The organism is Methylococcus mesophilus, assembly GCF_026247885.1.
GTDB lineage: Bacteria > Pseudomonadota > Gammaproteobacteria > Methylococcales > Methylococcaceae > Methylococcus > Methylococcus mesophilus.
The window spans coordinates 1,176,281-1,199,876 of the sequence record NZ_CP110921.1 but is presented as its reverse complement, the minus strand read 5'-3'; the positions used below and the strand labels follow the sequence as shown (position 1 = coordinate 1,199,876).

The 23,596-nt window shown below is 63.9% G+C and carries 21 protein-coding genes; 14 read left to right on the top strand and 7 right to left on the bottom strand.

All coding sequences use genetic code 11. The features are described 5' to 3' along the window. Positions 1 to 18: 18 nt before the first annotated feature. Positions 19 to 1,977: a hypothetical protein gene (locus tag OOT43_RS05375; RefSeq protein ID WP_266023764.1), complete on the bottom strand. Its 1,959-nt coding sequence runs from the start codon at positions 1,975 to 1,977 to the stop codon at positions 19 to 21. A 156-nt stretch (positions 1,978 to 2,133) separates the two neighbouring features. Between OOT43_RS05375 and gndA the strand changes: the two genes are divergently transcribed. The 9 genes from gndA to OOT43_RS05330 all read left to right on the top strand — a co-directional run bounded on the left by gndA (position 2,134) and on the right by OOT43_RS05330 (position 12,698). Next, positions 2,134 to 3,651: an NADP-dependent phosphogluconate dehydrogenase gene (gene gndA, locus OOT43_RS05370; RefSeq protein WP_266023763.1), complete on the top strand. Its 1,518-nt coding sequence runs from the start codon at positions 2,134 to 2,136 to the stop codon at positions 3,649 to 3,651. A gap of 104 nt (positions 3,652 to 3,755) precedes the next feature. After that, on the top strand, positions 3,756 to 4,787 hold the full coding sequence (gene moaA / locus OOT43_RS05365; RefSeq protein ID WP_266023762.1) for a GTP 3',8-cyclase MoaA: 1,032 nt from the start codon (positions 3,756 to 3,758) through the stop codon (positions 4,785 to 4,787). 8 nt (positions 4,788 to 4,795) lie between these two features. After that, entirely contained in the window at positions 4,796 to 5,338 is a 543-nt protein-coding gene (locus OOT43_RS05360; RefSeq protein ID WP_266023761.1) for a hypothetical protein, read from the top strand. 29 nt (positions 5,339 to 5,367) lie between these two features. Next, complete coding sequence (locus OOT43_RS05355; RefSeq protein WP_266023760.1) at positions 5,368 to 6,024, top strand: Hpt domain-containing protein; 657 nt, start codon at positions 5,368 to 5,370, stop codon at positions 6,022 to 6,024. Then, positions 6,021 to 7,304, top strand: coding sequence for a GGDEF domain-containing response regulator (locus OOT43_RS05350; RefSeq protein ID WP_266023758.1), 1,284 nt, complete (start codon positions 6,021 to 6,023; stop codon positions 7,302 to 7,304). The genes OOT43_RS05355 and OOT43_RS05350 overlap by 4 nt, the downstream gene beginning before the upstream one ends. A 76-nt stretch (positions 7,305 to 7,380) precedes the next feature. Continuing rightward, positions 7,381 to 7,818 (top strand): FecR family protein, encoded by a 438-nt coding sequence (locus OOT43_RS05345; protein WP_266023756.1) that lies wholly within the window; start codon positions 7,381 to 7,383, stop codon positions 7,816 to 7,818. A gap of 10 nt (positions 7,819 to 7,828) precedes the next feature. Further along, positions 7,829 to 8,413 (top strand): OmpA family protein, encoded by a 585-nt coding sequence (locus OOT43_RS05340; RefSeq protein WP_266023754.1) that lies wholly within the window; start codon positions 7,829 to 7,831, stop codon positions 8,411 to 8,413. Between the two features lie 23 nt (positions 8,414 to 8,436). Then, positions 8,437 to 11,007 (top strand): CHASE2 domain-containing protein, encoded by a 2,571-nt coding sequence (locus OOT43_RS05335; RefSeq protein WP_266023752.1) that lies wholly within the window; start codon positions 8,437 to 8,439, stop codon positions 11,005 to 11,007. 56 nt (positions 11,008 to 11,063) lie between these two features. Further along, entirely contained in the window at positions 11,064 to 12,698 is a 1,635-nt protein-coding gene (locus OOT43_RS05330) for a DUF6311 domain-containing protein (RefSeq protein WP_266023750.1), read from the top strand. Positions 12,699 to 12,800: 102 nt separating this feature from the next. Here OOT43_RS05330 and OOT43_RS05325 read toward each other — a convergent pair whose 3' ends face one another. Both OOT43_RS05325 and OOT43_RS05320 read right to left on the bottom strand, forming a co-directional pair. Beyond that, positions 12,801 to 13,262, bottom strand: a complete 462-nt coding sequence (locus OOT43_RS05325) for a hypothetical protein (protein ID WP_266023748.1) — start codon at positions 13,260 to 13,262, stop codon at positions 12,801 to 12,803. Positions 13,263 to 13,293: 31 nt separating this feature from the next. Further along, on the bottom strand, positions 13,294 to 13,758 hold the full coding sequence (locus OOT43_RS05320) for a DUF302 domain-containing protein (protein WP_266023746.1): 465 nt from the start codon (positions 13,756 to 13,758) through the stop codon (positions 13,294 to 13,296). Between OOT43_RS05320 and mobA the strand changes: the two genes are divergently transcribed. After that, entirely contained in the window at positions 13,742 to 14,383 is a 642-nt protein-coding gene (gene mobA / locus OOT43_RS05315) for a molybdenum cofactor guanylyltransferase MobA (protein WP_266023744.1), read from the top strand. The two genes, OOT43_RS05320 and mobA, sit on opposite strands and share 17 nt — an antisense overlap. Here mobA and OOT43_RS05310 read toward each other — a convergent pair. The 4 genes from OOT43_RS05310 to OOT43_RS05295 all read right to left on the bottom strand — a co-directional run bounded on the left by OOT43_RS05310 (position 14,368) and on the right by OOT43_RS05295 (position 19,024). Continuing rightward, positions 14,368 to 15,438: an ABC transporter ATP-binding protein gene (locus OOT43_RS05310; protein ID WP_266023742.1), complete on the bottom strand. Its 1,071-nt coding sequence runs from the start codon at positions 15,436 to 15,438 to the stop codon at positions 14,368 to 14,370. The two genes, mobA and OOT43_RS05310, sit on opposite strands and share 16 nt — an antisense overlap. Next, positions 15,411 to 16,571, bottom strand: coding sequence for a sensor domain-containing diguanylate cyclase (locus OOT43_RS05305; protein ID WP_266023739.1), 1,161 nt, complete (start codon positions 16,569 to 16,571; stop codon positions 15,411 to 15,413). The genes OOT43_RS05310 and OOT43_RS05305 overlap by 28 nt, the downstream gene beginning before the upstream one ends. After that, positions 16,558 to 17,661, bottom strand: a complete 1,104-nt coding sequence (locus OOT43_RS05300; RefSeq protein WP_266023736.1) for an FIST N-terminal domain-containing protein — start codon at positions 17,659 to 17,661, stop codon at positions 16,558 to 16,560. Before OOT43_RS05300 ends, OOT43_RS05305 begins: the two co-directional genes overlap by 14 nt. Positions 17,662 to 17,902: 241 nt before the next feature. Beyond that, positions 17,903 to 19,024, bottom strand: coding sequence for a lactonase family protein (locus OOT43_RS05295; RefSeq protein WP_266023735.1), 1,122 nt, complete (start codon positions 19,022 to 19,024; stop codon positions 17,903 to 17,905). A gap of 188 nt (positions 19,025 to 19,212) precedes the next feature. On the opposite strand from OOT43_RS05295, the gene OOT43_RS05290 reads away from it, so the two are divergent. The 4 genes from OOT43_RS05290 to OOT43_RS05275 are packed head-to-tail and all read left to right on the top strand — an operon-like array spanning position 19,213 to position 23,590. Next, positions 19,213 to 19,923 carry a response regulator transcription factor gene (locus OOT43_RS05290; RefSeq protein WP_266023733.1) on the top strand — a complete coding sequence of 237 codons (711 nt, stop codon included), beginning with the start codon at positions 19,213 to 19,215 and terminating at the stop codon, positions 19,921 to 19,923. Then, complete coding sequence (locus OOT43_RS05285) at positions 19,920 to 21,392, top strand: sensor histidine kinase (protein WP_266023731.1); 1,473 nt, start codon at positions 19,920 to 19,922, stop codon at positions 21,390 to 21,392. Before OOT43_RS05290 ends, OOT43_RS05285 begins: the two co-directional genes overlap by 4 nt. 24 nt (positions 21,393 to 21,416) lie before the next feature. Continuing rightward, entirely contained in the window at positions 21,417 to 22,682 is a 1,266-nt protein-coding gene (locus tag OOT43_RS05280; RefSeq protein ID WP_266023730.1) for an extracellular solute-binding protein, read from the top strand. After that, the gene (locus OOT43_RS05275; protein ID WP_266023729.1) at positions 22,679 to 23,590 is read left to right on the top strand and encodes a carbohydrate ABC transporter permease; all 912 of its coding nucleotides are present in this window, start codon (positions 22,679 to 22,681) and stop codon (positions 23,588 to 23,590) included. Before OOT43_RS05280 ends, OOT43_RS05275 begins: the two co-directional genes overlap by 4 nt. The last annotated feature ends 6 nt before the right edge of the window (positions 23,591 to 23,596 follow it).

Below are 23,596 nucleotides of genomic sequence, written 5' to 3'. Positions count from 1 at the left end.
CTTGGGCCGGTGTCCGCATTACTTCTGGACCGTGAAGACCGCGTCACTGACATCGCAAATGGCCGGGGCTTTCTTGGTCTTGGGCAGGCAGACGCGGATGAGCGCCTGGGACGTTGCCTGACCCTTCTTGACCTTCCAGTTCCAGCTTCCGGTATTCCGGGCGCCGGACTTCAAGGCGCTCCATTTCGCCCCGCCGTTCTTGGACAAGGCGATGTTCACTTTCGCCTTGGAGCCATAGCCGGTGAGTTGCCATTGTACCGGCACGATTTGTCCGGCGGTGAGGGTTTCGCCACCGGCGGGGTGGATGACGGTCATGGTGGCCGAGTCGGCGGAGTTCGTACAGGTCTGATGGTCGTAGCTGCCGCTGAGGGTGCCGTCCGAGCATCTACGGACTTCGGCGACCGATGCGCAATTCACGGCGCTGTCGATCTGATAGGCGGTGACGCTCTGGCCGTCTTCCAGGGTGCCGCCCCAGGGGAGGGTACAGGACGCGCCCGCCACGTAGGTGCACGTTTCGTAGGTATAGCTTCCGCTGAGATTGCCGTCGGTGCAGGTCCTGGTCTCGGACACCGAAGCGCACTTGCTGGCAGTGGCTTTCTGGTAGGCGGTGACGCTCTGTCCTCCGGGAATGCTGCCTCCCCAGGGCAGTACGCAGGAGGTGAGCCAGGGCTTGATCTGGTCGTAATAGCCGGCAAAGTGGCTGTAGACGCTGGTCTGATAGTCGTTTTCAGGTCCGCCGAAGAGGGAGCCCTTCCAATAAGCCGCCTCCGTCTCGGCGGCGAACAGGCCGGAGCCGCTGCTGCCGCCTTCCGTGCCGCCCTTGATATATTGCACTTCATCCAGCAGGTGAGTACCGCCCTGGCCGCTGTCGGTGACCGTCTTCTGCAGGGCCGTGACTTTTCCCTTGCTGACCATCGTGTGATCTCCGCGCGGATGATGCACGCCCCATACGGCATCCCCGACATGGATGGCCGTGTCCCAGCCGGAGAAGTAGACGTTTGCCGGCGGGGGATTCCGGAGCCTGAGAAACGAAGGCTCGCGATTGAACTCGGTCCACAGGAGTTGCGCGCCGCCGAATGTCTGGCTGTAGCGCGAATCGGTGTAGGACAAGTCACAGTCGGTCGCCTGCATGAACCATTCGAAGGATGCCGTATCGGCGACGGCTTGGTCCGGCAGGCAATGGTTGGCCGTGGCGAACCACGGCGTGCTGGTGTCGCCCATGTCGTTCAAGAGCGTACCGCTGCAGATATAGGAGCTGCCGTCTTCGATGAAATTGACCTTGGACGTGGCCGCTGCCGCGATTTGAAGGGCGGGATAGTGCGTGTCGTTCGACCAGCAGGCGAGGTCGTATTCCAGGTGTTTGGCGTACCCCAGGCTTTGGGCGGAGAAGCCGGGGGTAGCCGCGCCGCTGGCATCGACCAGGATGAGGTTGATCTTGTCCAGCCTCAAGTCGAGTTCCTCCGGCGATGCGGTGCCGCCGACGAAAATTTCCAGATCGGCGCCGCTTCCCTGAGTGATAGGCAGCCAAAGCTCGTTGCCGTGAATCGCCGTATTGCCGATCGGCGCCGGCAGGGTCGCGTCCTCGTTGCCTTGAACGCGCAATTCGAGGGGCGGCGGAGCAGCGCCGAAAACCAGGTGCAGCCGGAGCCGAACCGCATTGGCCGTCGACACCCGGATACGGCCCGCATAACCGCCTTGGACCGCTTCCCAGTGCAACACCGACGGCGTGACGGGAATGGGCAAGGAGTATACGGTTCCGGTCTTGGGTATGCCGGGTTTTGCGGACGTCAGGTCCGCTACCACCGCGGGCAGTTCCAGGTCGAAAGGCTGGCTGCCGCTGCCGAGGAAACCCCTCTCCGGGACGCTCGCCGCGCTCAGCGGAACGGCCGGCCGGTGCTGAACCGGCTCGGCCCGGTCGGCATGGACGGAGGAGGAGCTTGCGATGGCAACGACCAGGGACAGCGAGCGCATCTTCATCGTGGGAGTCCTTTTTGAGAAAGCCGCAAGCCTATAGTAGTTCATGTATCGATGACTTTTTCAGACCGGATGCAAGGTGGGAAGGTTCCCGCCTTTACTCGCCGCACAAAGCGTTCTAAGGTGACTTCCGAACCTAGCCATTCGGAGCTTGTCGTGATGAAAAATGGGAATGCCGACGTCGGACTCATCGGTCTGGCGGTGATGGGCCAGAATCTGGCGCTCAACATCGCCGATCACGGTTATACGATTGCGGTATACAACCGCAACTACGAGCGAACGCGGGAATTCATGGCCCACTGCGAACGCGCCGAGCCGTCGCGCGGACGCCTTCTTCCCTGCGCCGAATTGGCGGAGTTCGTGCAGGCCATCGAAAGGCCGCGGCGCATCATTCTCCTGGTGAAAGCCGGCGCGGGGACCGATGCCGTGATCGGGCAGCTCCTGCCGCTGCTGGACCCGGGCGACCTCGTCGTCGACGGCGGCAACGCCCATTGGCTGGACACGATCCGGCGGGAGCGGGAACTGGATGCCGCCGGGTTCCGCTTCATCGGTTCCGGCGTCTCCGGCGGAGAAATCGGCGCCCGCTTCGGGCCCTCTTTGATGCCGGGCGGAAACGCGGAAAGCTGGCGTCTGCTGGAGCCGATATGGCAGGCGATCGCCGCCAAGGTCGATCCGGCCACCGGGCAGCCGCTGGAGGGGGCAGAGCCCGGCCGCCCCGTTGGCGGCGGCGAGCCTTGCACGGCCTTGATCGGCCCGAACGGCGCCGGCCACTACGTCAAGATGGTGCACAACGGCATCGAATACATCGACATGCAGCTGATCTCGGAAAGCTACTGGCTGCTGAAGCACCTGGGCGGTCTGGAAGCCGGCGCCATCGCATCCATTTTCCGGGATTGGAACGAGAGCGAGCTTTCGAGTTATCTGATCGAAATCACCAGCGACATCCTGCAGCAGCAGGACCCGTCCGGCGGCGGTTTCCTGGTCGACAAGGTCCTGGATGCGGCGGGGCAGAAAGGCACCGGACAATGGACCGCGGCCAGCGCGCTGGAGCAAGGCATACCGGCCAACGCCATCGCCGAGGCGGTGTTCGCCCGGGCGCTGTCGGCCCTCAAGGAGGAGCGGGTGGCCGCAAGCGCCATCCTGCAGGGCCCGGAGGTCCGGCGGGAGGCCGATACCGCACACCTGGTCGAGGCGGTCCGGGATGCCCTGTACTGCGCCAAGATCTGCGCCTACGCCCAAGGTTTCCAGCTCATGGCCGAAGCCCAGAAGACCTACGGCTGGCAACTGGACTTTGCCACCATCGCCCGCATCTGGCGGGGCGGCTGCATCATCCGCGCCCGGTTCCTGCAAAAGATCACCGACGCCTACACCTTGGATGCCGCGCTTTCGAACCTGATGCTCGACCCCTATTTCCGCGACGCCCTCCATCGAGGCCAGGGCCACTGGCGCGGAATCGTGGCGCTCGCCGTCCGCAACGGGCTGCCGGTCCCGGCTTTCGGTTCGGCCCTGGCGTATTTCGACGGCTACCGCAGCGCCAGCCTTCCCGCCAACCTGTTGCAGGCCCAGCGCGACTATTTCGGCGCCCATACCTACGAACGCACCGACCGGCCGCGCGGCCGTTTCTTCCATCTCGACTGGCCGGCGCCGGATCGTCCCGAGGCGGAGGCCGGCGGCTGAATGCGTCCGCGGGAGGGTTCGCCGGAACGCGAATCCGCCCTGCGCAAGCATCCGGCCGTTACCGGAGCTTTCAAGGCGCGGTCAACGATGGGAAAATACGCGGCATGACTGTTTCGCTCGTTCCCATGGCCAGCACTTCCGCGCCCCCCTCCGGTCTGATCGACCGATTCGGCCGCCGCGTCAACTATCTGCGCATCTCCATCACCGACCGCTGCGATCTGCGCTGCGTGTACTGCATGAGCGAGGAGATGGATTTTCTGCCGCGTGCGCAGATTCTCACGCTGGAGGAAATTCACACCCTTGCCGCCGCGTTCGTAGCGCTGGGAGTCGACAAGATCCGCATCACCGGCGGTGAGCCGCTGGTGCGCAAGGGCGCCGTGGACTTGCTGCGGCGGCTCGGACGGCTCGAGGGGCTGCGCGAACTGGTGGTGACCACCAACGGTATGCGGCTTGAGGGGACCGCCGCGGAGCTCAAGGCCTGCGGAGTGCGCCGCATCAACATCAGCCTGGATTCGCTCCGGCCCGAGCGGTTCCGGGCGCTGACCCGGGTGGGCGACCTCGCCGCGGTCCTGCGCGGCATCGACGCCGCGGTGGTGGCCGGTTTCGGGCGGATCAAGCTCAATGCAGTGATCCTGAAGGAGCGCAATCACGACGAGGTGGCCGATCTGGTCGGCTTTGCCGTGGACAAGGGCGTCGACATCAGCTTCATCGAGGAGATGCCGCTGGGACGGGTCGATGGCCACGACCGCCTCGAAGGCTATTATTCGAGCGACGCGATCCGGAACGATCTGGAGGCGCGTTTCAGCCTGCTGCCGACCCCCGAAACCACCGGCGGGCCGTCGCGCTATTTCCGGGTCGCCGGCACCGAGACCCGTGTGGGTTTCGTGTCCCCCCATTCGCACAATTTCTGCGGCAGTTGCAACCGGGTGCGGCTCACCGCCGAAGGGTGGCTGCTGCTCTGCCTGGGCAACGAGCATTCCGTGGACCTCAAGCGGGTCGTGCGGGCTCATCCCGGCGATGTCGAGCGACTCAAGAGGGTGATCGTGGAGGCCATGAGCCGGAAGCCGGAGCGCCACGACTTCGATCTGGCCGCCCGGCCGGTGATCCTGCGCCACATGAACGTCACGGGCGGTTGATAGGGAAGATGGCAGCGGGGCGTCTGCGTATTCCGGCGGATCGGTTTGGCCGGTGGCCGGTCATTTCCTTGATATTGGTGTGCTTAGCGGGCTGTACCGGCAAGCCGCCGGTAGCGCCCCCGCCGCAGCCCGCACCCGCCAAACCGGCTAAGCCGGTCGTGCAGAAACGGCCGGAGCCGCTTGCCACCGACCGCCGGGAGGTATCCCCGGTGCCCGGCGTTCCGCTGTGGCGATGGGAGTCCTGGGATCAGCACGGCAAGACGCATCTGGTGTCCAAGCCTGAAAATTACACTGTCCAATTGCTCGCCAACGGCTGGCTCAAGTTTTCGGCCGAATGCCTCAAAGGCGAGGGCATCTATGAGACCCACGGCGACCGGATCGTGATCGCCGTCACCCGGTCCGATGCCGGGCGCTGCCGGCCGGGGCCGGTTGCCGAGCACTTCATCCAGTCGCTGGAGGGGGCGTCGCATTTTCATCAGTCCGGCGGCCGCCTTTTTTTGGATCTCGGGCGCAACGGCGGCGGGATGAGCTTTTCTCGGTCAACGGATTAGCCGTCGCCCACAGCGGAGCCGGAGGAGACATGAACGGCAGCGTCACCCCCGAAAGCCAACTCGACGGATATCCGCAGTTGCCGGGAGTCGAGACCGCCTCGGCGTTGAGGCGCCTGGGACAGGACCGGGAACTTTATCTGGACAGCCTGCGGGCCTTCGCCGACGTCCATCAGGACACGCCGGAACGCCTCCGCCGGCTTGGCCTTGGTCCGGACGCCGAAGCCCTGCGCCTCCTGGCTCATACCCTGAAGGGCGAGGCCGGCAACCTTGGCATTACTGCGGTCCGGACCGCGGCCGGCCAGTTGGATGCCGCGCTCCGGGCGTGTTCCGAGCGGGAGATTGCTGCCTCGACCGAGATGCTGGCGGATGCGGTGGCCCGGAGCGTGCGGGAGCTCCAGGCCGGCCTTCCCGCTGAGGCGGCTGCGGTGGCGGAGACTCCGCGCGCCGCAGCCGATGCGCCTCCTCTCGGCGCCGTTCTCACGACGCTGGAAAGCCAGTTGGCCGACCGCAGTCTCCGTGCGAGCGACACGCTGGACCGGCTGGAAGCGCTGCTTGCCGGCCCCGAATACCGGCCTTTCCTCGCCGGCCTGCGCGTCCTGATGGCACGGCTTCGATTCGAGGAGGCGTTGCAGAGCCTCCGTGCGGAAGCGGCGCTCCGGGTCTGGCCGAGGAAGGGCGAGCCGTGAGCCAATATCGGCCGACCCTGCTCATCGTCGACGATTCGCCTTCCAATATCCGCCTGTTGGGCGGCGCATTGGGCGACGATTACGAAGTCCGGTTCTCCACTTCGGGCGACGAGGCGCTGCGGCTGGCCCGGCGGCTTCCCCCCGACCTGGTGCTGCTCGACGTCGTCATGCCGGCGATGGACGGTTATCAGGTGTGCAGACGCCTCAAGGCCGATCCGGCCACCCGCGACATCCCCATCATTTTCATCACTTCGGCCTGCGGCGAAGAGAACGAGGTGCACGGCTTCCAAGCCGGCGCTGCCGACTACATCAGCAAGCCGATCAACATCCCCGTCCTCCGCACCCGCATCCGCAACCAGCTCGAACTTCACAGGGCGTTTGCCGAATTGCGGTTGGCAGCCAGCGTGTTTCACAACACGATGGAAGGCATCCTCGTGGCCGATGCCGACAGGATCATCATCAAAGTGAACGAGGCTTTCTGCGGCATGACCGGTTACCGGCCGGAGGACCTGCTGGGTTTGAACATGACCATGCTGCAGTCCGACCGGCACGAAGCGTCTTTCTACGATCACATATGGGAGGCGGTACGGCGCAACGGCCACTGGGCAGGCGAAATCTGGAGCCGCATGAAGAACGGGGAGAGCCATCCCCAGTTGCTCAACCTTTCGCGGGTCGAGAATGCCGGAGGCGGAACCAGCCACTTCGTCGCCCTTCATTCCGACATCCGCTTCCTGCTGGACCAGGCCCGGCAACTCGAGCGCCTCGCCTATCACGACGCACTGACCGGCCTGCCCAACCGCCGCCTGCTGATGGACCGTCTGCAACACGCTATTGCCCTGAGTCTGCGGCATCGGACGCCGCTGGCGGTCGCGGTGCTGGATCTGGACGGCTTCAAGCCGGTGAACGACAGGCTGGGCCACCACGCGGGCGACGCCGTCCTGGCCCGGGTCGCCGAGCGGCTGAGCGGAGTATTGCGGATGAGCGACACCGTCGGGCGGTTCGGCGGTGATGAATTCGTCCTGATCCTGCCGGATCTGGAGATTGCGAGCGACATCGAAACGGTGTTCGCCAGAATCCTGGAGGCCATAGCCGAGCCCGTGTCTCTCTTTGAGGAACACATCGTCGTTACCGCCAGCATCGGCGTGGCGTTCTGTCCGGCCGATGGAGCGGAGCCGGAATTGCTGCTGCAGCGGGCAGACCGGGCGATGTACCGCGCCAAGGCATCGGGTAGGCATCGCTACAGGATTTTCGATGCCGGGCGGGACGGCACCGTGTACTGACGGTCTTTATACTTGCGGCGCGGGGGGCCGCCGCCGACAATGCCTGCTTTCCCTACGAAACCGCAGGAAATTTGGCATGAACTACATTCGTTCCACAGTGGCGTTGGCAACCGCGCTCGTTTCGGCCGCCGCCTTGGCCGACGACCCCGTGGCGAGTCTGAAAACCGCAAGCGGGAAGGTCGAGGTCTCGCGCAACGATCAGATCATCGCGCTCTCGGCCGGGGCGCCGTTGTATACCGGCGATGTGCTCAAGACCGCCGATGCGAGTTCCGCGGGCGTCAGTTTCCAGGATGGCACCCGGATTAGCATGGGGCCCGGTTCCGAGCTCAAGGTCGATCGATACCGGTTCGTCCCCATCAAGCAGGACTATGCCTTCGACGTTTACCTGCGCAAGGGTTCGGCGGTTTTTTCCACCGGCAAGTTCGGAAAGCTCGCGCCGGAAGCGGTGAAAGTCAATACGCCGCAAGCCAGCATCGGGATTCGGGGCACCAAGTTCCTGGTCAGGGCGGAGTAGGGAGATCGCGATGAAACGTATCGGTTTTATCTCGCTGCTCGGTCTGCTGCTGGCGGCATGCGCACCGGCGACCACCGTGGTTCTGGTGCCGGACGACGACGGCAAGCTGGGACGGGTGGAAGTCTCCGGCGGCGGCGCCAGCCGCACGATCGCCGAAGCGTCGGCTTATGTGGATGTGACCAACCAGATTTCCGAGCCCCGGCCCATGGACGAAGCGAAGCTGCAGACGCTGTTCGGTGCCGCGCTGGCGGCCGCCCCGGCCAAGCCGCTGAGCTACTTGCTGTATTTCGGCAAGGATTCGGCCGAACCCAAGCCCGATTCCAAAGCGGAAATTCCGGAGATCGCGCGGGCGATCAAGGCGCGCCCTCTGCCCGAAGTGACGCTGATCGGCCACAGCGATCAGGTCGGCAACTTCGACCACAACGAGCGGCTGTCGGCGGCACGGGCGGATGCCGTCCGTTCGCTGCTGCTGCAAGAGGGCATAGATCCGAAGATCATGCGGGTGGAGAGCTACGGCTTCCGCGCGCCGTTGTTTCCCGCCGCGGAGGGGGTGGAGGAGCCGAGAAACCGGCGGGTCGAGGTCTTCGTGCGCTGAGGCGGCGGACGGGCAGACGGTCCATGAATGCCGGTTCCAGGCTCGGCGGCACCGGCGAGACGCCGTCCCGCGCGGTATTGGCCGCGGGCTGTCTGCTGACCGGGTTGGCTTTGCTGCTGCGGCTGGCCGACTCGGTGCCCTGGATCGGGCTCGATGGCGCCATTTTCGACCATCTGGTCCGTGTGCGCCTCGCCGCGCGGGCCGAGTCCCACGTCGTCATCGTGGACATCGACGAGAACACCTTGTCGGCAGCGGGGCAGTGGCCGTGGCCTCGCTATCGAGTGGCAACGCTGATCAAGGCGATCGCTTCTGCCAAGCCGCGGGCCATCGGTCTCGACATCCTGTTCCCGGAGCCGGATCGCACCTCGCTTTCCACGCTACGGGACAGCTTCCGGCGCGAGTTCGGGCTCGAACTGGGTTTCAGCGGTGTGCCGCCGGGGATGGAGGACAACGACGGCTACCTGGGCGCGGTTCTCGCCGCCAGCGGGACCGTCGGTTCGATCTACTTCCCTCCCGATCTGCGTGACACCGGACCACGCTGCGCTCTGGCTCCCCTTGCGATCAGCGGCGCGCGTCAAGCCATCGTCCCGCCCGAGGGGAAGAGCGTGCTTTGCAATACCTTTCCCGTGCACAGCGGGCTCGCCGGCCACGGGTTCATCAATACCGCGACCGACCCGGACGGACGTCTGCGGCGCCAGCCTCTGCTGCATGCCTACGAAGGGCAGTGGTACCCGAGCCTCTCGCTGGCGCTGTTGATGCGCGTCGCCGGTGCCGATGCCGTCGAGGTGGGGGCCGATGCGTTCGGGCCGGTGCTGAAACTCGGCCATCTGACTGTTCCGGTGGACCGGCAAGGCGTGGCGCTGCTGCGGTTTCAGACGGCGGGTCATGCTCACCAGAGGGTCTCCGCCCTCGACATTCTGCGGGAAGCGTACTCCCCTGAGACCTTGGCAGGACGGACAGTGCTGGTCGGTTCCTCCGCCCTGGGGCTGGGCGATCTGCACCGTACCGCCGTCGCGCCGGACTTGTCCGGCGCGGAGGCGCACGCCGTGCTCATTGACGGTAGCCTGTCCGGGGCTTATTACCGCGAGCCGTCGTGGCAGGAAGCGTTCGTCTTGGGCACGACTCTGGCCTCCGGCTTGGTGACAGCCCTGCTGTTCGCCCTTTTGCCGGCGCTGCGGGCGACGCTTGGAGTCGTGGCGCTCGTCTCGGCGCTCGTGGGGCTTGGTGTTGGAACGTTCACCGGCGCCGGTGTGGCTCTCGATTTCGCCTCGCCCGTTATGACGGTCGTCGTGGAGGCAGGCGTGCTGTCCTTCCTGCTATACCGCCGGCAGGAACGGATCGCAGCCGCCTCGCGCCGTGCCCGGGAGGCGGCCGAGGCCGCCTCCCGGGCCAAAAGCGACTTCCTGGCCCGTATGAGCCATGAGATCCGCACGCCCTTGCACGGCATGTTGAGTGCCGTGGAACTCCTGCTCCACGGCGCGCTGGAGGCGGGGCAGAGAGAGTATGCGGAGATTATCCGCGGCAGCGGCCGGACCTTGCTGGCGATGCTCGACGACATTCTGGACCTGTCCAAGATCGAAGCGGGAAAGCTCGAACTCAAGCCGGCCGAATTCCAACTGCGGGAGGTCGTCGACGCGGCGATCGGGTTGTTCCGGGCGCAGGCTCTGAGCAGAAGCCTTGAACTTCACTGTTACGTGGAATCCGCGGTGCCGGACTGGGTGAAGGGCGATCACGGCGCACTGCGCCAGATCCTCGCCAATCTGGTCGGGAACGCGGTCAAATTCACTGCGCGGGGGGAAGTGGCGCTCAGAGTTTCGCTGGAACAGGAGACGCCGGAGGCCGCGACCCTGCGTTTCACCGTTACGGATACCGGTATCGGTATTCCGGCGGACTGTAAGGACCGGATATTCTCGCCGTTCGAACAGGCGGACGGTTCGACCACGCGGAAATACGGCGGGACGGGCCTGGGACTCGCCATCAGCAGGAAACTGGTGACGCTCATGGGGGGCGAATGCGGAGTCGACAGCGAAGACGGGCAGGGTTCGCGTTTCTGGTTCACCGCGGTTTTCGGCAAGACGCACGGGTTTCTCCGGAACGGCCAGACTTTGAGCGGGTCGGCCGGCGCCGTCGATCCAGTCAGCCAGCCCGAACCCCAAGCCGGCGCTTGGGCGCCTGGTCCGGCCATGGGCGGGATTCCGCCCGTGTCGATGCGCCCTTGGAGGGTCCTCGTGGCCGACGACAGCCCCGTCAACCGCAAGCTGCTGCTCGCCATTCTCGAGAGGCTGGGATTCGCCGCCGACGCGGTAGGCGACGGGCGGGCTTGCCTCCGGGCTCTGGGCGAACGCCGGTACCATCTGGTGCTCATGGATTGCCTGATGCCCGAAATGGACGGCTACGAAACCACCCGGCTGATTCGGGCGGGGAAGGCGGGTGCCTGTGATCCGACAATACCCGTCATTGCTCTCACAGCCAGCGCAGTCGCCGGCGATCAGGAGAAATTTGCACTTGCCGGCATGGACGATCACCTGACCAAGCCGGTGGACATCGAATCGCTGGGTCAGATGTTGGACAGCCGGCTGCCCGCTCGGGGGTGAGACAAACACTGGATGATGTGTGCTGAGTCGGGAAATCTCTTTGGGAGGCGGAAGCGATGAATGATGCAGCCTGGCACCGGGAGGCAATCAATCCGGTGTCCGCTTCCCTCGTGGGACTGGTGGTATTCGTTGCGCTGACCGGCGGACGGGTGCTCGATCCCGGCTACGTCGATTGGCTGATAGGGCAGGATGCCATCATGGTCGATCGCACCATGCACTACCTCGGCTGGGAGTTCTTCCGCCACTCGCCGGTTTTGCAGTTCCCGCTCGGCGCCAATCCTGCCTACGGCGGCGAGATCAGCAGCTCGATCGTATTTACCGACTCGATACCTTTGTTGGCGCTTCTGCTGAAGCCGTTTGACGGGGTTCTGCCAGAGCCGTTTCAGTACTCCGGATTCTGGATACTGGCGTCATTTTGTCTGCAGGCGATGTTTGCCTGGAAGATTCTCTTCGCTATTGGCAACGACAGAATTCTCGCGCTGACAGGCTGCGTGTTTTTTGCTCTGGCTCCACCCGCGCTTTGGCGGCTAACGGCTCATTATGCTCTGTTCGCTCAATGGGTGTTGCTGGCGGGTTTGTATCTTTATGTGAGGCGGCCGTTCAGCAGTTCGTCGTGGTATTTGCTGCTGGCGGTGACGGCACTTATACACGCTTATCTTCTTTTCATGGTTGCCGGGATTTTCGTGGCCGATCTCTTGCAGCGCCGTTGGCTGGCGCAGGCGAATACTGCGGGCTGCGTCGCCGTGTTTGGTGCCGGAACTACCGTCACGGTATTGGTGATGTGGGTTGTCGGATATTTCATGGTGGGGACCGGGGTTGAAATCGGTGGCTTCGGATATTATAGAATGAATGTTCTGGCTCCGGTCGACCCCGATTCCGGCTGGTCGATATTACTGCGCGACCAGAAACAAGGACCGGGAGATTATGGTGGATTCAGTTACCTCGGTCTGGGAATTTTGGGCCTTTTGTTCGTGGGGCTGTACGAAACGCTGAAGTCCCATGGTCTGGAATGGAATGCCAAGCGGCTCGCGCCGTTAGTCCTGTTATCGCTATGTCTATATCTGTTCGCGATTTCAAACCATATTGCGTTTGGAAGCCATGAATTAATTTCCTATGGTGTTCCGGCGCCGGTTGAGCCTCTGACACGGATATTTAGAGCGGCAGGAAGAATGTTCTGGCCGGTTTTCTATGTCATATACATAGCAGCTTTTTATATTGTTTTCAAAAAACTGGAAATAAAAACGGCCAGAATTCTATGTGTGCTGATGCTTCTCGTGCAGGTGTCGGACATGTCCCCGGCCTTGGCCCGGCTGCGGGATATGTTTACCAGCCGATATACCTGGTCGTCTCCCTTGACTTCGCTGGAGTGGACTGACATAGCCGCCAAATATAGACATATTGTGTTCGTTCCGCCGAAAAACGAGCCGGCCAATTGGGTGCCCTTGGCGCACTTCGCTGCGAGGAACGGGATGACGGTGAACGCGGCCTATTTCGGCAGAGTTGATAACGCCAAGATCGATCGTGTCGCACGCGAGCTGGCTTTGTCCTTGTACCGCAACGAGCTGTCCCGCGATACGTTATACGTATTTGAAGATGGGCCGTTATGGGCCCTGGTCTCCGGCCGCGTCTCGAAGGCGGACTTCGCCGGAGAGATCGATGGCTTGCGCGTCATCGCCCCGAATTTCAGATGAGGACCGTGCCGTCGTGCGCGTCGATACCGGAGGCGCATCGACAGGTCCTGCTCGAGCCTGTGCCGGGGCGCCTCGGTAGGTGATCGGCGCACCTGCTCTCGGCTATCTCCCTTCCTGGTCCCTGGCGCTCCCCGGCGTCTTCGGAAAACAAGTGTCGTTCGCCGCCGTCTTGGCGTCCTTGAGCTTCTTGCGCAGTTGTTCGGATTGCGGTGGATCGCGGAACACGGCGCCGCGTTCCCCCCCCATGCCGAACAGGTTGGTGAAGGTCACGGCCTGGTCATACTCGTCCGGGGTCATCGTCTTGGCGACGACGTCGACGGCGCAGGCGCAGTGGTACATGTTGTCGTAGTTTTGACCGCCGTGTTCCTGCATGCATTCCAGAACGTATTCGACCCGCGTCAGCGTCGGGAAATCGCCGGCGCCTCGGGCGGCGGCGGGCTGTTCGGAAGCGGCGGAGGCCTGGACCGTTGGTTGCACCGGCTGGGGGTCGCAGGCATTCAGGCCCGCCAGCAGCAGGGTCAGGCCAACAGGCCGGGTCGTTTTAGCAGGGAAGGTTTTCGCCATGGTCGTATCCGATTGGTGAGAGGAGAGGAAACTAATTTTCGGCGGCAAAATCGACGATTTTCTTGAGTTTCTCATTCATGCTCCTGGCGAAATCGTCGAGGGGCGGGTTTCGGGTGGTTTCGGGCAAGAGATGCGCCGTGATCCGCGTGCGGCCCCGCTCGAAGCGGACGGCGACGTTGCATGGCATCCAGGCCACGGCCGCCGGCTCGATTTCCAGCATCTGCCGGGCCAGGGTCAGGTTGCAGAACTGGAGCGTGTCATAATCGGGGAAGTCTATATGATCCCGCTGGCGGATCACACTGCCGATCTTGTTGTGGCCGGTGATCCGGAAATTCTGTTCGGTGATCGCCAGTTCCAGTTCGGCCATCACATCGGCGTACGGTTTGGCGGTTTCGACTTCGTAATAGTCCGCGCGCCAGCCCGCCGGCTTTGAGGCGCAGGCGGACAAGACCGCCACCGCCAGTATGGACAGGTGCCACATGGGTTTTTCGATCATCGTCGGGGACTGCGCCGTGAAATATCCTTCCGAGAAGATTACCGGATGCGTGCTTGCCGGCGGAAGAGGAAGCCGTATGGGCGGCCGGGACAAGGGGCTGGTGCCATTCAAGGGCAGGCCGCTGGTGGTTTATGCGTTGGAGGCCTTGCGGGCGGTGGCAGGGCAGGTGGTGGTCAGCGCCAACCGTAGCCGGGAAATTTACGCCGGCTTCGGCTGCCCGGTTATCGCCGATGAGAGCCGTGAATTCGAGGGGCCGCTGGCGGGGCTTTTGAGCGCGATGGCCTGGGCCGACACGGAATTCGTTCTGACCGTGCCTTGTGATACACCGCTGGTCACCGGCTGCATGTTGAAACGCCTGGTCGAGGATCGGGAGGCGTCGGACTGTGATATCGCCGTGGCGCACGACGGCGAGCGCCTGCATCCGGTGTTCGTCATCGCGCGGCGGTCTTTGCTGGTCGATCTCCAGGCATTTTTGGCGTCGGGAGAGCGCAAGGTCGAAGCCTGGCTGGCGCGGCACAGGGCGCACCGGGCCGACTACAGCGACGTGCCGGAACTGTTCGCGAATGCAAATTCCCTCGAGGAGCTGAAGGCGCTGGAAGCCCACAGGAGTCAGCCCAGCGCCTGACCGGCCCCGTCGAAAAAACGCCAGTCTTCCGGCGCCATCACAAGGCGGACGGCATCGCCCAGGACAAAGGGCTGCAGGCCGGGGAGGCGGGCGATGAGAGCGGCCGGTCCCGCTTCAGGGGCGAAATGCAGCAAGGTCTCATGGCCGAGATATTCCACGTCCTGGACCTGGGCTGCGATCCCCTCGGAAGAGCCTTTCGCCAGCCGGACCGCCTCCGGCCGGATGCCGGCGATGGCCGCGCTTTGCGGCGCCCCCGTCATTCCAGGCAGCGGGCAGCCGCCGAAACTGGGGAGGACGATCCGGCCGGAGCGCTCAAGCCGGACCGGCAGGAGGTTCATGGGTGGGTTGCCGATGAAGCCGGCGACGAAGGTGTTGGCGGGGTGAGCATAGAGATCGCGAGGCGAGGCGGCCTGCTGCAACCGGCCGCGGTCGAGAACCGCGATGCGCTGGCCCAGGGTCATGGCTTCGACTTGGTCGTGGGTGACGTAGATCATGGTCGTCCCGGTCCGCCGCTGCAATTCAGCGATTTCGGCGCGAACCTGGGCGCGCAGGCGGGCGTCCAGGTTGGCGAGGGGCTCGTCGAGCAGGAACACCGCGGGCTCGCGGACCAGCGCCCGTCCCATGGCGACGCGCTGGCGCTGGCCGCCGGAGAGCTGGGCGGGGCTGCGGTCGAGGAGCGGCAGAAGATCGAGCATTCCGGCCACCTGCTCGATCCGGCGCCGGCGTTCGGCGTGGCTCATGCTGCGCATCTTCAGCGGAAATTCGAGGTTGCCGCGTACCGTCATGTTGGGATAGAGCGCGTAATCCTGGAACACCATGGCGACATTGCGCTCTGCCGGGGACAGTGCGTTCACGTTCGTGGCGCCGATCCGGATTGAGCCGCCGGTGGGCTGGTCGAGCCCGGCCAGGAGCCGCAGCAGGGTGGATTTACCGCAACCCGATGGGCCGACGACGACGAGAAGTTCGCCGTCGGCAATTTCGAGGCTCAGGTCAGACAGCGCCGCGAAACCGCCCGGATAGATCTTGCTCAGGCGTTCGAACGCGATGCTGCCCATGCGAATTCGCCGGATTCGGTGTTGGCATAACACTTGACCTGATTGCGGCCGGCATTCTTGGCCGCGTACAGCGCCCGGTCGGCGGAGCGGATCAGCAGGTCGCCGGTGTCGCCGTGACGTGGGAAGGCCGCGACGCCGAACGATGCCGTGACCTGCAAAACCGCATCGCCGCAATCGAACGGCAGGGCGGCGCAGGTTTCGCGCAATTGTTCCGCGCGTTCCGCCGCCTTGGCCAGAGTCATGCGCGGGCAGACCAGCACGAACTCTTCGCCGCCATAGCGGCAGCAGATGTCGCCGCTTCGCGTCGCCCGGTTCAGCAGGCCGGCAAAGGTCTTGAGTACCTCGTCGCCTGCCTGGTGTCCGTGGGTATCATTGATGGATTTGAAGCGGTCGATGTCGCAGATCACCAGGCTGAGGGGATCGCCATGGCGCGCCGCCCGGATCAGTTCCCGGCCGAGCGAATCCTCCAGTGCGCGCCGGTTGAGCAGGCCAGTGAGCGGGTCGTGCACCGCCTGCTCGCGCAGTTGTGCCTGGAGCGCCTGCATTTCCTTCTCCACCCGCACCCGCTCGGTGATGTCGGTGACGACGGCGATGATGGAACGGTGGCCGGCGATCCGGGTCGGCGGGCTGCCGGCCACCTCCACATGGACGGCCGCACCGTCCTTGCGCGTGCCCCGGAAGGTGAACCGGACCTCGTGGATTCTTCCGGCGAAGGCTTTGCGGAGCTGCTTGCTCACCAGCGGGCGGTCTTCCTCGATCGCCAGATCGATCGGGCGGATGTGTGCCAGTTCATCTTCGCTGTAGCCGAAGATCTCCGTGAACTTGGGATTGACATAGCTGAACGATCCCTGCTCGGTAATGACGATCCCGACCAGGGACTGGTCCAGTACGGCGCGGAATTTCGCTTCGGATTCCTTCAGCACCCGGTTGATCTTTTCGATTTCGCGCAACGCCGCGTTCAGCTCCAGGGTGCGCTGCCGGACTTGGTTCTCCAGTACGATTTTCCCCTGGAACAGTCCGAAGTAGGTGGTCGGCCGCAGGCTCAGATTGTTTTCCACCCGGTCCATGAGAACCTCGATGATTTTGTTCAGGCGGGCGATTTCCGCGCGCAAATCCATTTCACTGTCCGCCATGCCGAAGTCTCCCTGGCGCGCCGATGGCGATTCCGGTAAAGGTCTGGTTGATGTGTACGCCGAGATACTGCTCGCCGTAGGTGCTGAAGCCCACGGTGCGGTTGTTCCGGAAAATCTCGCCCACATGCTGCGTCACGCCGCAGCGGGTCATTTCCAGGTTGCGGAAAATGCAATCGCAGGCAATCACGCCTTGCAGTGGACCCAGGGTTTCCCGCAGCTGCTCGAAGGTCTGCGCCACGTTCCCCTCCAGGTCTCCGCTACGGCCCAGGCGCAGCACCATTCCCGTCTCGATGGCGCAATAGAAGGTCAGGCTGCCGTCGGCATCGGCTTTCTGGATCGAACGCACATAGTCCGTGCCGCCGATGCGGACCACGACGGGCGACGCTGCGAAATGCTCGGAACCGACTCGCGCGGGATCGACGCCGATCAGCCGCGCATATTCCTGGAGCGCCGGCCGTCCGTTGATTTCCCGGACGACGCGATGGGCGGCGTCGGCGTCGGTGACCACCACCCGTTCGTCGGTGACGGCGAAGTGCTCGGTCATGAACACCTTGAAGGGCAGGGAAGTGGTAAACACCGCCAGCACCGCGGCATCGCTGTGGAAATGGCCGTCGAAATAGACGCAGGTCCTGGCGAACTTCATGCCATCGCCCGCCGAGCCGCCGATCAGCGGAATTTCGCCCAGAGCGTCCTGCAACACGTGGGTGACCTCCTCTTCTCGAACCGAGAGTCCGTCGATCATCAGGAAGGCGAAACTGTCATCCGGCCGTGCCGCGGGGGAGGAAACTTCGAGCCGCTGCAGGAGTCCCTGTACCAGCGCATGACCTTTGTCCGGGTCGAAGCGCTGTAGACCCGTCAGGATGTCCGCCGCTGCATGAAAGCTGCCGGCCTCAAAGCTCGCGCCCGCCAGGCTGTGGTCGCGGTAGCCGGCCGGCCCGATTTCTCCAGCCGTGGTGCAGCCGACGACGGGGATTCCGGCAAACAGGCGGCGCATCTCAGCAGCGATCGCACCCAGATCGTACTCGCTGGAGCAAAAGAAAGTCACCAGTGCCGGCTGTTGGGGTGCGATGCCCGCATGGAATTCACGCACGGATTTGCGGGGGTCTTTGGCGCAGGATTGTGCGATTTGGATGGCGGAGGACTTTCTCTCTCCCATAGCTGGCCGGGCGCCTGGATTTTTCATGAGGGCGGGGAAATTGAGCGATCAACTATTCTAACCCGGCAGTCTTTCCACAAAAGCCGTCCTGAATGGGGAAGAGGCGAATGATCCACGCTGCGGCAACAAGCGCGGCCTTCCGGCCGCGCTTGCCGATCCCGGTACGCAAGTGGGGTTAGCGGACAATGAGACCGGTGGTGCCTGCGGGCAGGGCGCCCAGACTCTGGAGCTTTTGCAGCGCGCCTCCCTTCAGGATGCGGTAAACGCCGATACTGTGGTCGCCACCGCTCAAGGTATACAGCATTCGGCCGTCGGTAGAAACGGCGAGGTCGGTGGGCCGGTTTTCCTCGGCTGCACGGGTGTGCAACAGCGACAGATGGCCGGCGGCATCGATTGAGAATGCGGAAATGGCGTTGGCGGGGGTATCGGCGGTGAAGGCAATGCGGCCCGTGGGTGTCGTGGCCAGCCAGCATGCGGCGGTTTGCCCGGCCGCGACCGCTCCGTCGATCAGTTGCGCGGTTCCGTTCTCCAGCAACTGGTAGGACGACACGGTCGCGCCATCCGGGGCACCGCCCTGGGCTTCGGAAACGAAGAACTGGTCGCGCTTGCCGAAGGCAAAGCCGAAGGGCGTCGATCCGGCGGAATCGATCGAATGCCTGGCCTCCGGGCTGCCGTCCTCGTTCAGAGAAAATGTCGTGATTTTGTTGGTCGCTTTCTCGGTGACGACCAAGGCGTCGCCCCCGCGGTCGAGGCTGATCTGGGCCGGCGCCGTGCCGTCTCCGCTGAGCTTCTGGTGGGATTCGGGCAGGGGGTGCAGCTTGCCGGTGCGGTGGTCGAAGCGGAAGCCGAAGATGGAATCGTCTCCCGAGTTCACGACATAGACCCGATTCGGGCCGACGGCCACGCTGACGGGGGTGGTGCCTTCCTCGGCGGCGCGGTCGATGAGTCGCAGCCCGTCCCGGTCGATCCGGAACACCGATAAGTCGTTGCTGCCCGCATTGACGGCGAACAGGTACCGCGCATTTGCGCTCAGTGCCAGAGCACCCTGGTTGCCGAGTCCGGAGCCGGTACCGGTTCCCCCGGTGGCGAAGCGGCCTGCCGGCTCCATTTGGCCATTGCCGTGGCGGTGAAATGCGAGCACCTCGTTTCCGTCGGCATTGTTGGACAGCGTGTATACCGTCTCCACCGGCGGATTTCCACCGAATTTGGGGAGTTTGTCGGGATCGGCCAGGCCAATGCCGGGGATCATCGATGCGAACGCAAATGCGGTGAAGATGAGCTTGAATAGGGTCTTCATGACAGGCCTCGTGTGAATCGAAAAAGGTTCCTCCGGTAAGCCATGGGCTTTTCGGGCGTGGCCATTGTGCGTGGCCAGAAATCACGAATTCATCACGGAGCGCTCAAATAAATGTGACTGGCCTGTCCCTTGCCGCGTGCCGATAATTGAGGCCCCACCATCCGATCGGCGGGAGTCCGGCTCCGGCAATGAAACGCATCCTGGTCATCGAAGACGATCCCGACATCGGGGACATGCTCGGCATCAACCTGCGGGATGAAGGTTACGCCGTGGAGATCGCAAGAGACGGTACCGGCGGACTTGCGTGTTTGAAGGCCTACCGTTTCGACCTCCTGGTTCTGGACCTGATGCTTCCCGGCATCGACGGCCTGGAAATCTGCCGTCAAGTCCGGCGCATGCCCCATTACCAGCCGATCGTTATCATCAGCGCAAAGTCCACGGAAACGCAGCGCGTATTGGGCCTTGAACTCGGGGCTGACGACTACCTGACCAAACCCTTCTCCATCCCCGAACTCATTGCGCGGATTCGTGCCCTGTTCAGACGAGTCGAAGCGATGGAACGGGAGTCGCAGGCAAAGGCCGGCGTCATGGTCCGTGGGCCGCTGACCATCGACCCGGTCGGTTATTCCGTCATGCTGGAAGGTCGGCCTGTCGCCCTGACGCTGAAGGAGTTCGAGTTGTTGCTGTTCTTCGCCCGCCATCCCGGTCAGGCATTCACCCGCCTGGCGCTGCTGGATCGGGTGTGGGGCTATAGCCACGACGGCTACGAGCACACGGTGAATTCGCATATCAATCGCCTGCGTGCGAAGATCGAACGCGATCCCGGACGGCCCGAATTCATCCAAACGGTCTGGGGTGTCGGCTATAAGTTCGTGGATTTTGGGGAGAATCGCCCGTGAAATTCAGGTCGCTCTACAGCCGCATCGCGCTCACCTTCGCCGCTCTGGTTCTCCTCTTCGGCGGCTTGTGCGGCGGGCTCGATCTGGTGGCGGCAAAAAATCACCAGCAGGAAATCATCCAGCGGCTCAGCCGCGGCCTGGCGGAACACATCGCGAGCCACTGGCCCTTGTTGAATGGGGAGGGGTTCGACGGCAAGGCGGTGAGCGAGCTGTTCCACATGCTCATGATCGTCAACCCCAGCATCGAACTCTATCTGTTGGACGCGAAGGGTGCCATTCTGGCCTACGATGCGCCGCCGGGGCGGGTTCGGCTGAAGGAGGTTTCCCTGGCCCCCCTGCGCGGCCTTCTCGAAGGCGGTGCGCTGCCCGTGAAAGGGGACAATCCGCGCCGCCCGGACCGCCGCGAGATATTCAGCGCCACACCGCTGAAGCGGGATGGGCGAATCATCGGTTACCTATACATCGTGCTGGCCGGAGACGAGTACCAAAGGCTGGCCGAAGACGTCTGGCAGGGGCATGTGTTCCAGAGTGTCATGTGGACGGGAGCGGGGGCGTTGCTGCTCACCCTGGTTGCCGGGTTGGGCCTGTTTTCGCTGGTGACCCGTCGTTTGGACGCCTTGACGCGGACGATCGCCGCCTTCGACGACGCGAGTTTTTCCGGCACCTTGCAACTGGACGGCGCGCTGCAAAGCAGTCCTGACGAGATTGGCCGGCTCGCCGCGACATTCTCGCGGATGGCCGAGCGCATCGCCGCGCAGGTGCAACATATCAAGTCCCAGGACACGCTGCGGCGCGAAATGGTCGCCAATGTGTCGCACGACCTGCGCACCCCGCTCACGTCCATGCAGGGTTATCTGGAAACCATGCTGCGGAAGTCCGACCGGCTTTCTCCGGCGGAACGGCAACAGTACCTTGAGGTCGCCGTGCGGCAGAGCCGGCGTGTGGCGCACTTGGCTCAGGAGCTGTTCGAACTGGCGAAGCTGGAATGCGAGGAAGTGCGGCCGAGTTTCGAGCGTTTCTCCCTGCAGGAGCTCGTCCAGGACGTGGCGCAGAAATTCGAGCTGGCCGCCGATGCCAAAGGAGTCCGGATTGCCGCCCGGTTTCGCGATCGCATTCCCTTGGTCTATGCCGATATCGCGATGATCGAGCGGGTTTTGACCAACCTCATCGACAACGCGTTGCGCCACACGCCGGAGGGCGGTGAGATCGACTTGACGCTGAGGTGCGAAGCCGGCGACAGGGTGACGGTCCGGGTGGAGGACAGCGGTGCCGGCATCGCCAGCGAACTTCTGCCAAGCCTGTTCGAACGGGATTCGCCGTTGCGCCGGGATTCCGGAAGGCATATGGGGGGCGGGCTGGGTCTGCTTATCAGCAAGCGGATGCTGGAACTGCATGGAAGTACGATCGAGGCATTGAGCGGAGAAGGCCGCGGGGCAGTCTTCACTTTCAGCCTGGCGGCTCCGGCCTGAGAAACCGGTGGGCCCGTTCTTCCGATGAGCCGGACCAGGAGTCTCTGTCCCCGTTCGATCCTCCTGGCCTGTGCCTTGATCCTGAGCGGCTGCCAGCCGGAGGAAGAAGCCGAAGTCGTGGAATTCTGGGCGTTCGGCAGCGAGGGTGAAGTCGCCCATGAGCTCGCCGGGGAGTTCGAGCGGCTGAACCCGGAAATTCGCGTCGAGGTCCAGCAAATCCCCTGGAGCGCCGCCCACGAAAAGCTGCTGACGGCTTATGCCGGCGGCAACCTGCCGGACGTATTTCAGCTCGGCAACACCTGGATAGCGGAATTCGCCGCGCTCCGGGCACTGGAGGATGTCGCCGCCCGGTTCGAGAACACCGGGCGGAAAGGCGACTACTTCGAAGGGCCTCTGGATGTGGCCGTCGTCGACGAAAGGATGCTGGCCGTGCCCTGGTATGTCGACACGCGCATTCTGTTTTACCGCCGTGACTTGCTGGAGGCCGCAGGGATCGCATCACCGCCCCGGAGCTGGGAGGGCTGGTTCGAGGCCATGATCCGCGTCCGCGAACGCCACGGCGATTTCGGGCTGTTCCTTCCCATCGACGCATGGGAGGTCCCCGTGATTTTCGCCCTGCAGCAGGGGGCGGCTCTGTTGAAGGACGGGAACCGCTACGGCGATTTTCTCCATCCCGATTTCCGGGCGGCATTTGACTTTTATCTGCGCGGCTTTCGGGAAAAACTGACGCCTGCGGAAGCCTCCGGCCAGATGGCCAACCTTTACAGGGAGTTCGGACGCGGTTATTTCGCGGCTCTGATCACCGGCCCCTGGAACCTCGGCGAGTTCCGGCGCCGGCTGCCGGATGTCGACGCCGCCTGGGACACCGCGCCCTTGCCGTCCTTCGACGGTTCCTATCCGGGAATCTCTCTGGCCGGCGGGGCCAGTCTTGCGCTCGCCGCCGGGTCCACGCGCAAGGAAGCGGCCTGGAAGCTGATCGAGTTCCTGACCGCTCCGCCGCAGCAGATCCGCCTGTATCGTCTCACCGGCGACCTGCCGCCGGGACGGACGGCCTGGAGCGATCCCGTCCTGGCCGGGGACCACAAGGCGCAGTCCTTCCGGAGGCAGATGGACCGTCTGCTTCCGCCCCCGAAAATCCCGGAGTGGGAGCGGATTGCCAGCCGCATCGCGGCTTATGCCGAGAAGGCTGCGCGGGGTGAAATGGCTCCGTCGGCGGCCCTGGAGGCCTTGAACGATGAAGTGGACCGGATCCTGGAAAAACGCCGCTGGCTGCTGGAGCGGGGGCGATGAGGCTCAATCCCGCCTTCTGGTTCATCGCGCCGGCGCTGGCGCTGCTCGCCATGTTCGTCTTCCTGCCGGTGGCGGCGGCGTTGGGCCTGAGTTTCACCGATTTCGACATCTATGCTCTGGCCGACATTCGCCGGCTCCGGTTCGTGGGGCTGGACAATTACCGCCGCTTGTTCGGCGATGCAGAGTTCTGGATGGCCTTGCGGAACACCCTGTATTTCGTGGCCGTGGGCGGCCCGCTGTCGGTGCTGGTTTCGCTGGCGGCGGCCCTGCTGGTCAATCACCGCCTGACCCCGTTCAAGGGGCTGTTCCGTTCGCTGCTGTTCCTGCCGGTGGTGACGACCCTGGTGGCCGTGGCGGTGGTCTGGCGCTACCTGTATCAGCCGCGCAACGGCGTTCTCAACTACCTGCTCGGCGGGTTCGGCATCGGACCGGTCGACTGGCTCGGCGATCCGGACTGGGCGATGCCGGCGATCATCCTCATGGCGGTGTGGAAGAATTTCGGCTTCAACATGATCGTGTTCGTCGCCGGCCTCCAGAGCATCCCCGAATCGCTGTACGAGGCGGCCAGCATCGACGGCGCCGGCGCCCGCCAGCAGTTCTTCCACATCACCCTCCCGCTGCTCGCGCCGACCTTCCTGTTCGTCGCCGTGATCACCATGATCGGCCACTTCCAATTGTTCGCCGAACCTTATGTGATGACCCAGGGCGGTCCTTCCGGCAGCACGCTCAGCATCGCGTTGCTGATGTATCAGCAGGGATTCCGCTGGTGGAATCTGGGCTATGCTTCTGCGATTGCTTTCGTGCTGTTCGGCCTGGTGCTGAGTCTGACCGTGCTGGCGGCGGGGCTGAGGAAGCTGCGGGTCGCGGCCGAAGAGGAGCCCGAAGGCCGGTCCTTGCCCAAGCCATAGGAGGAT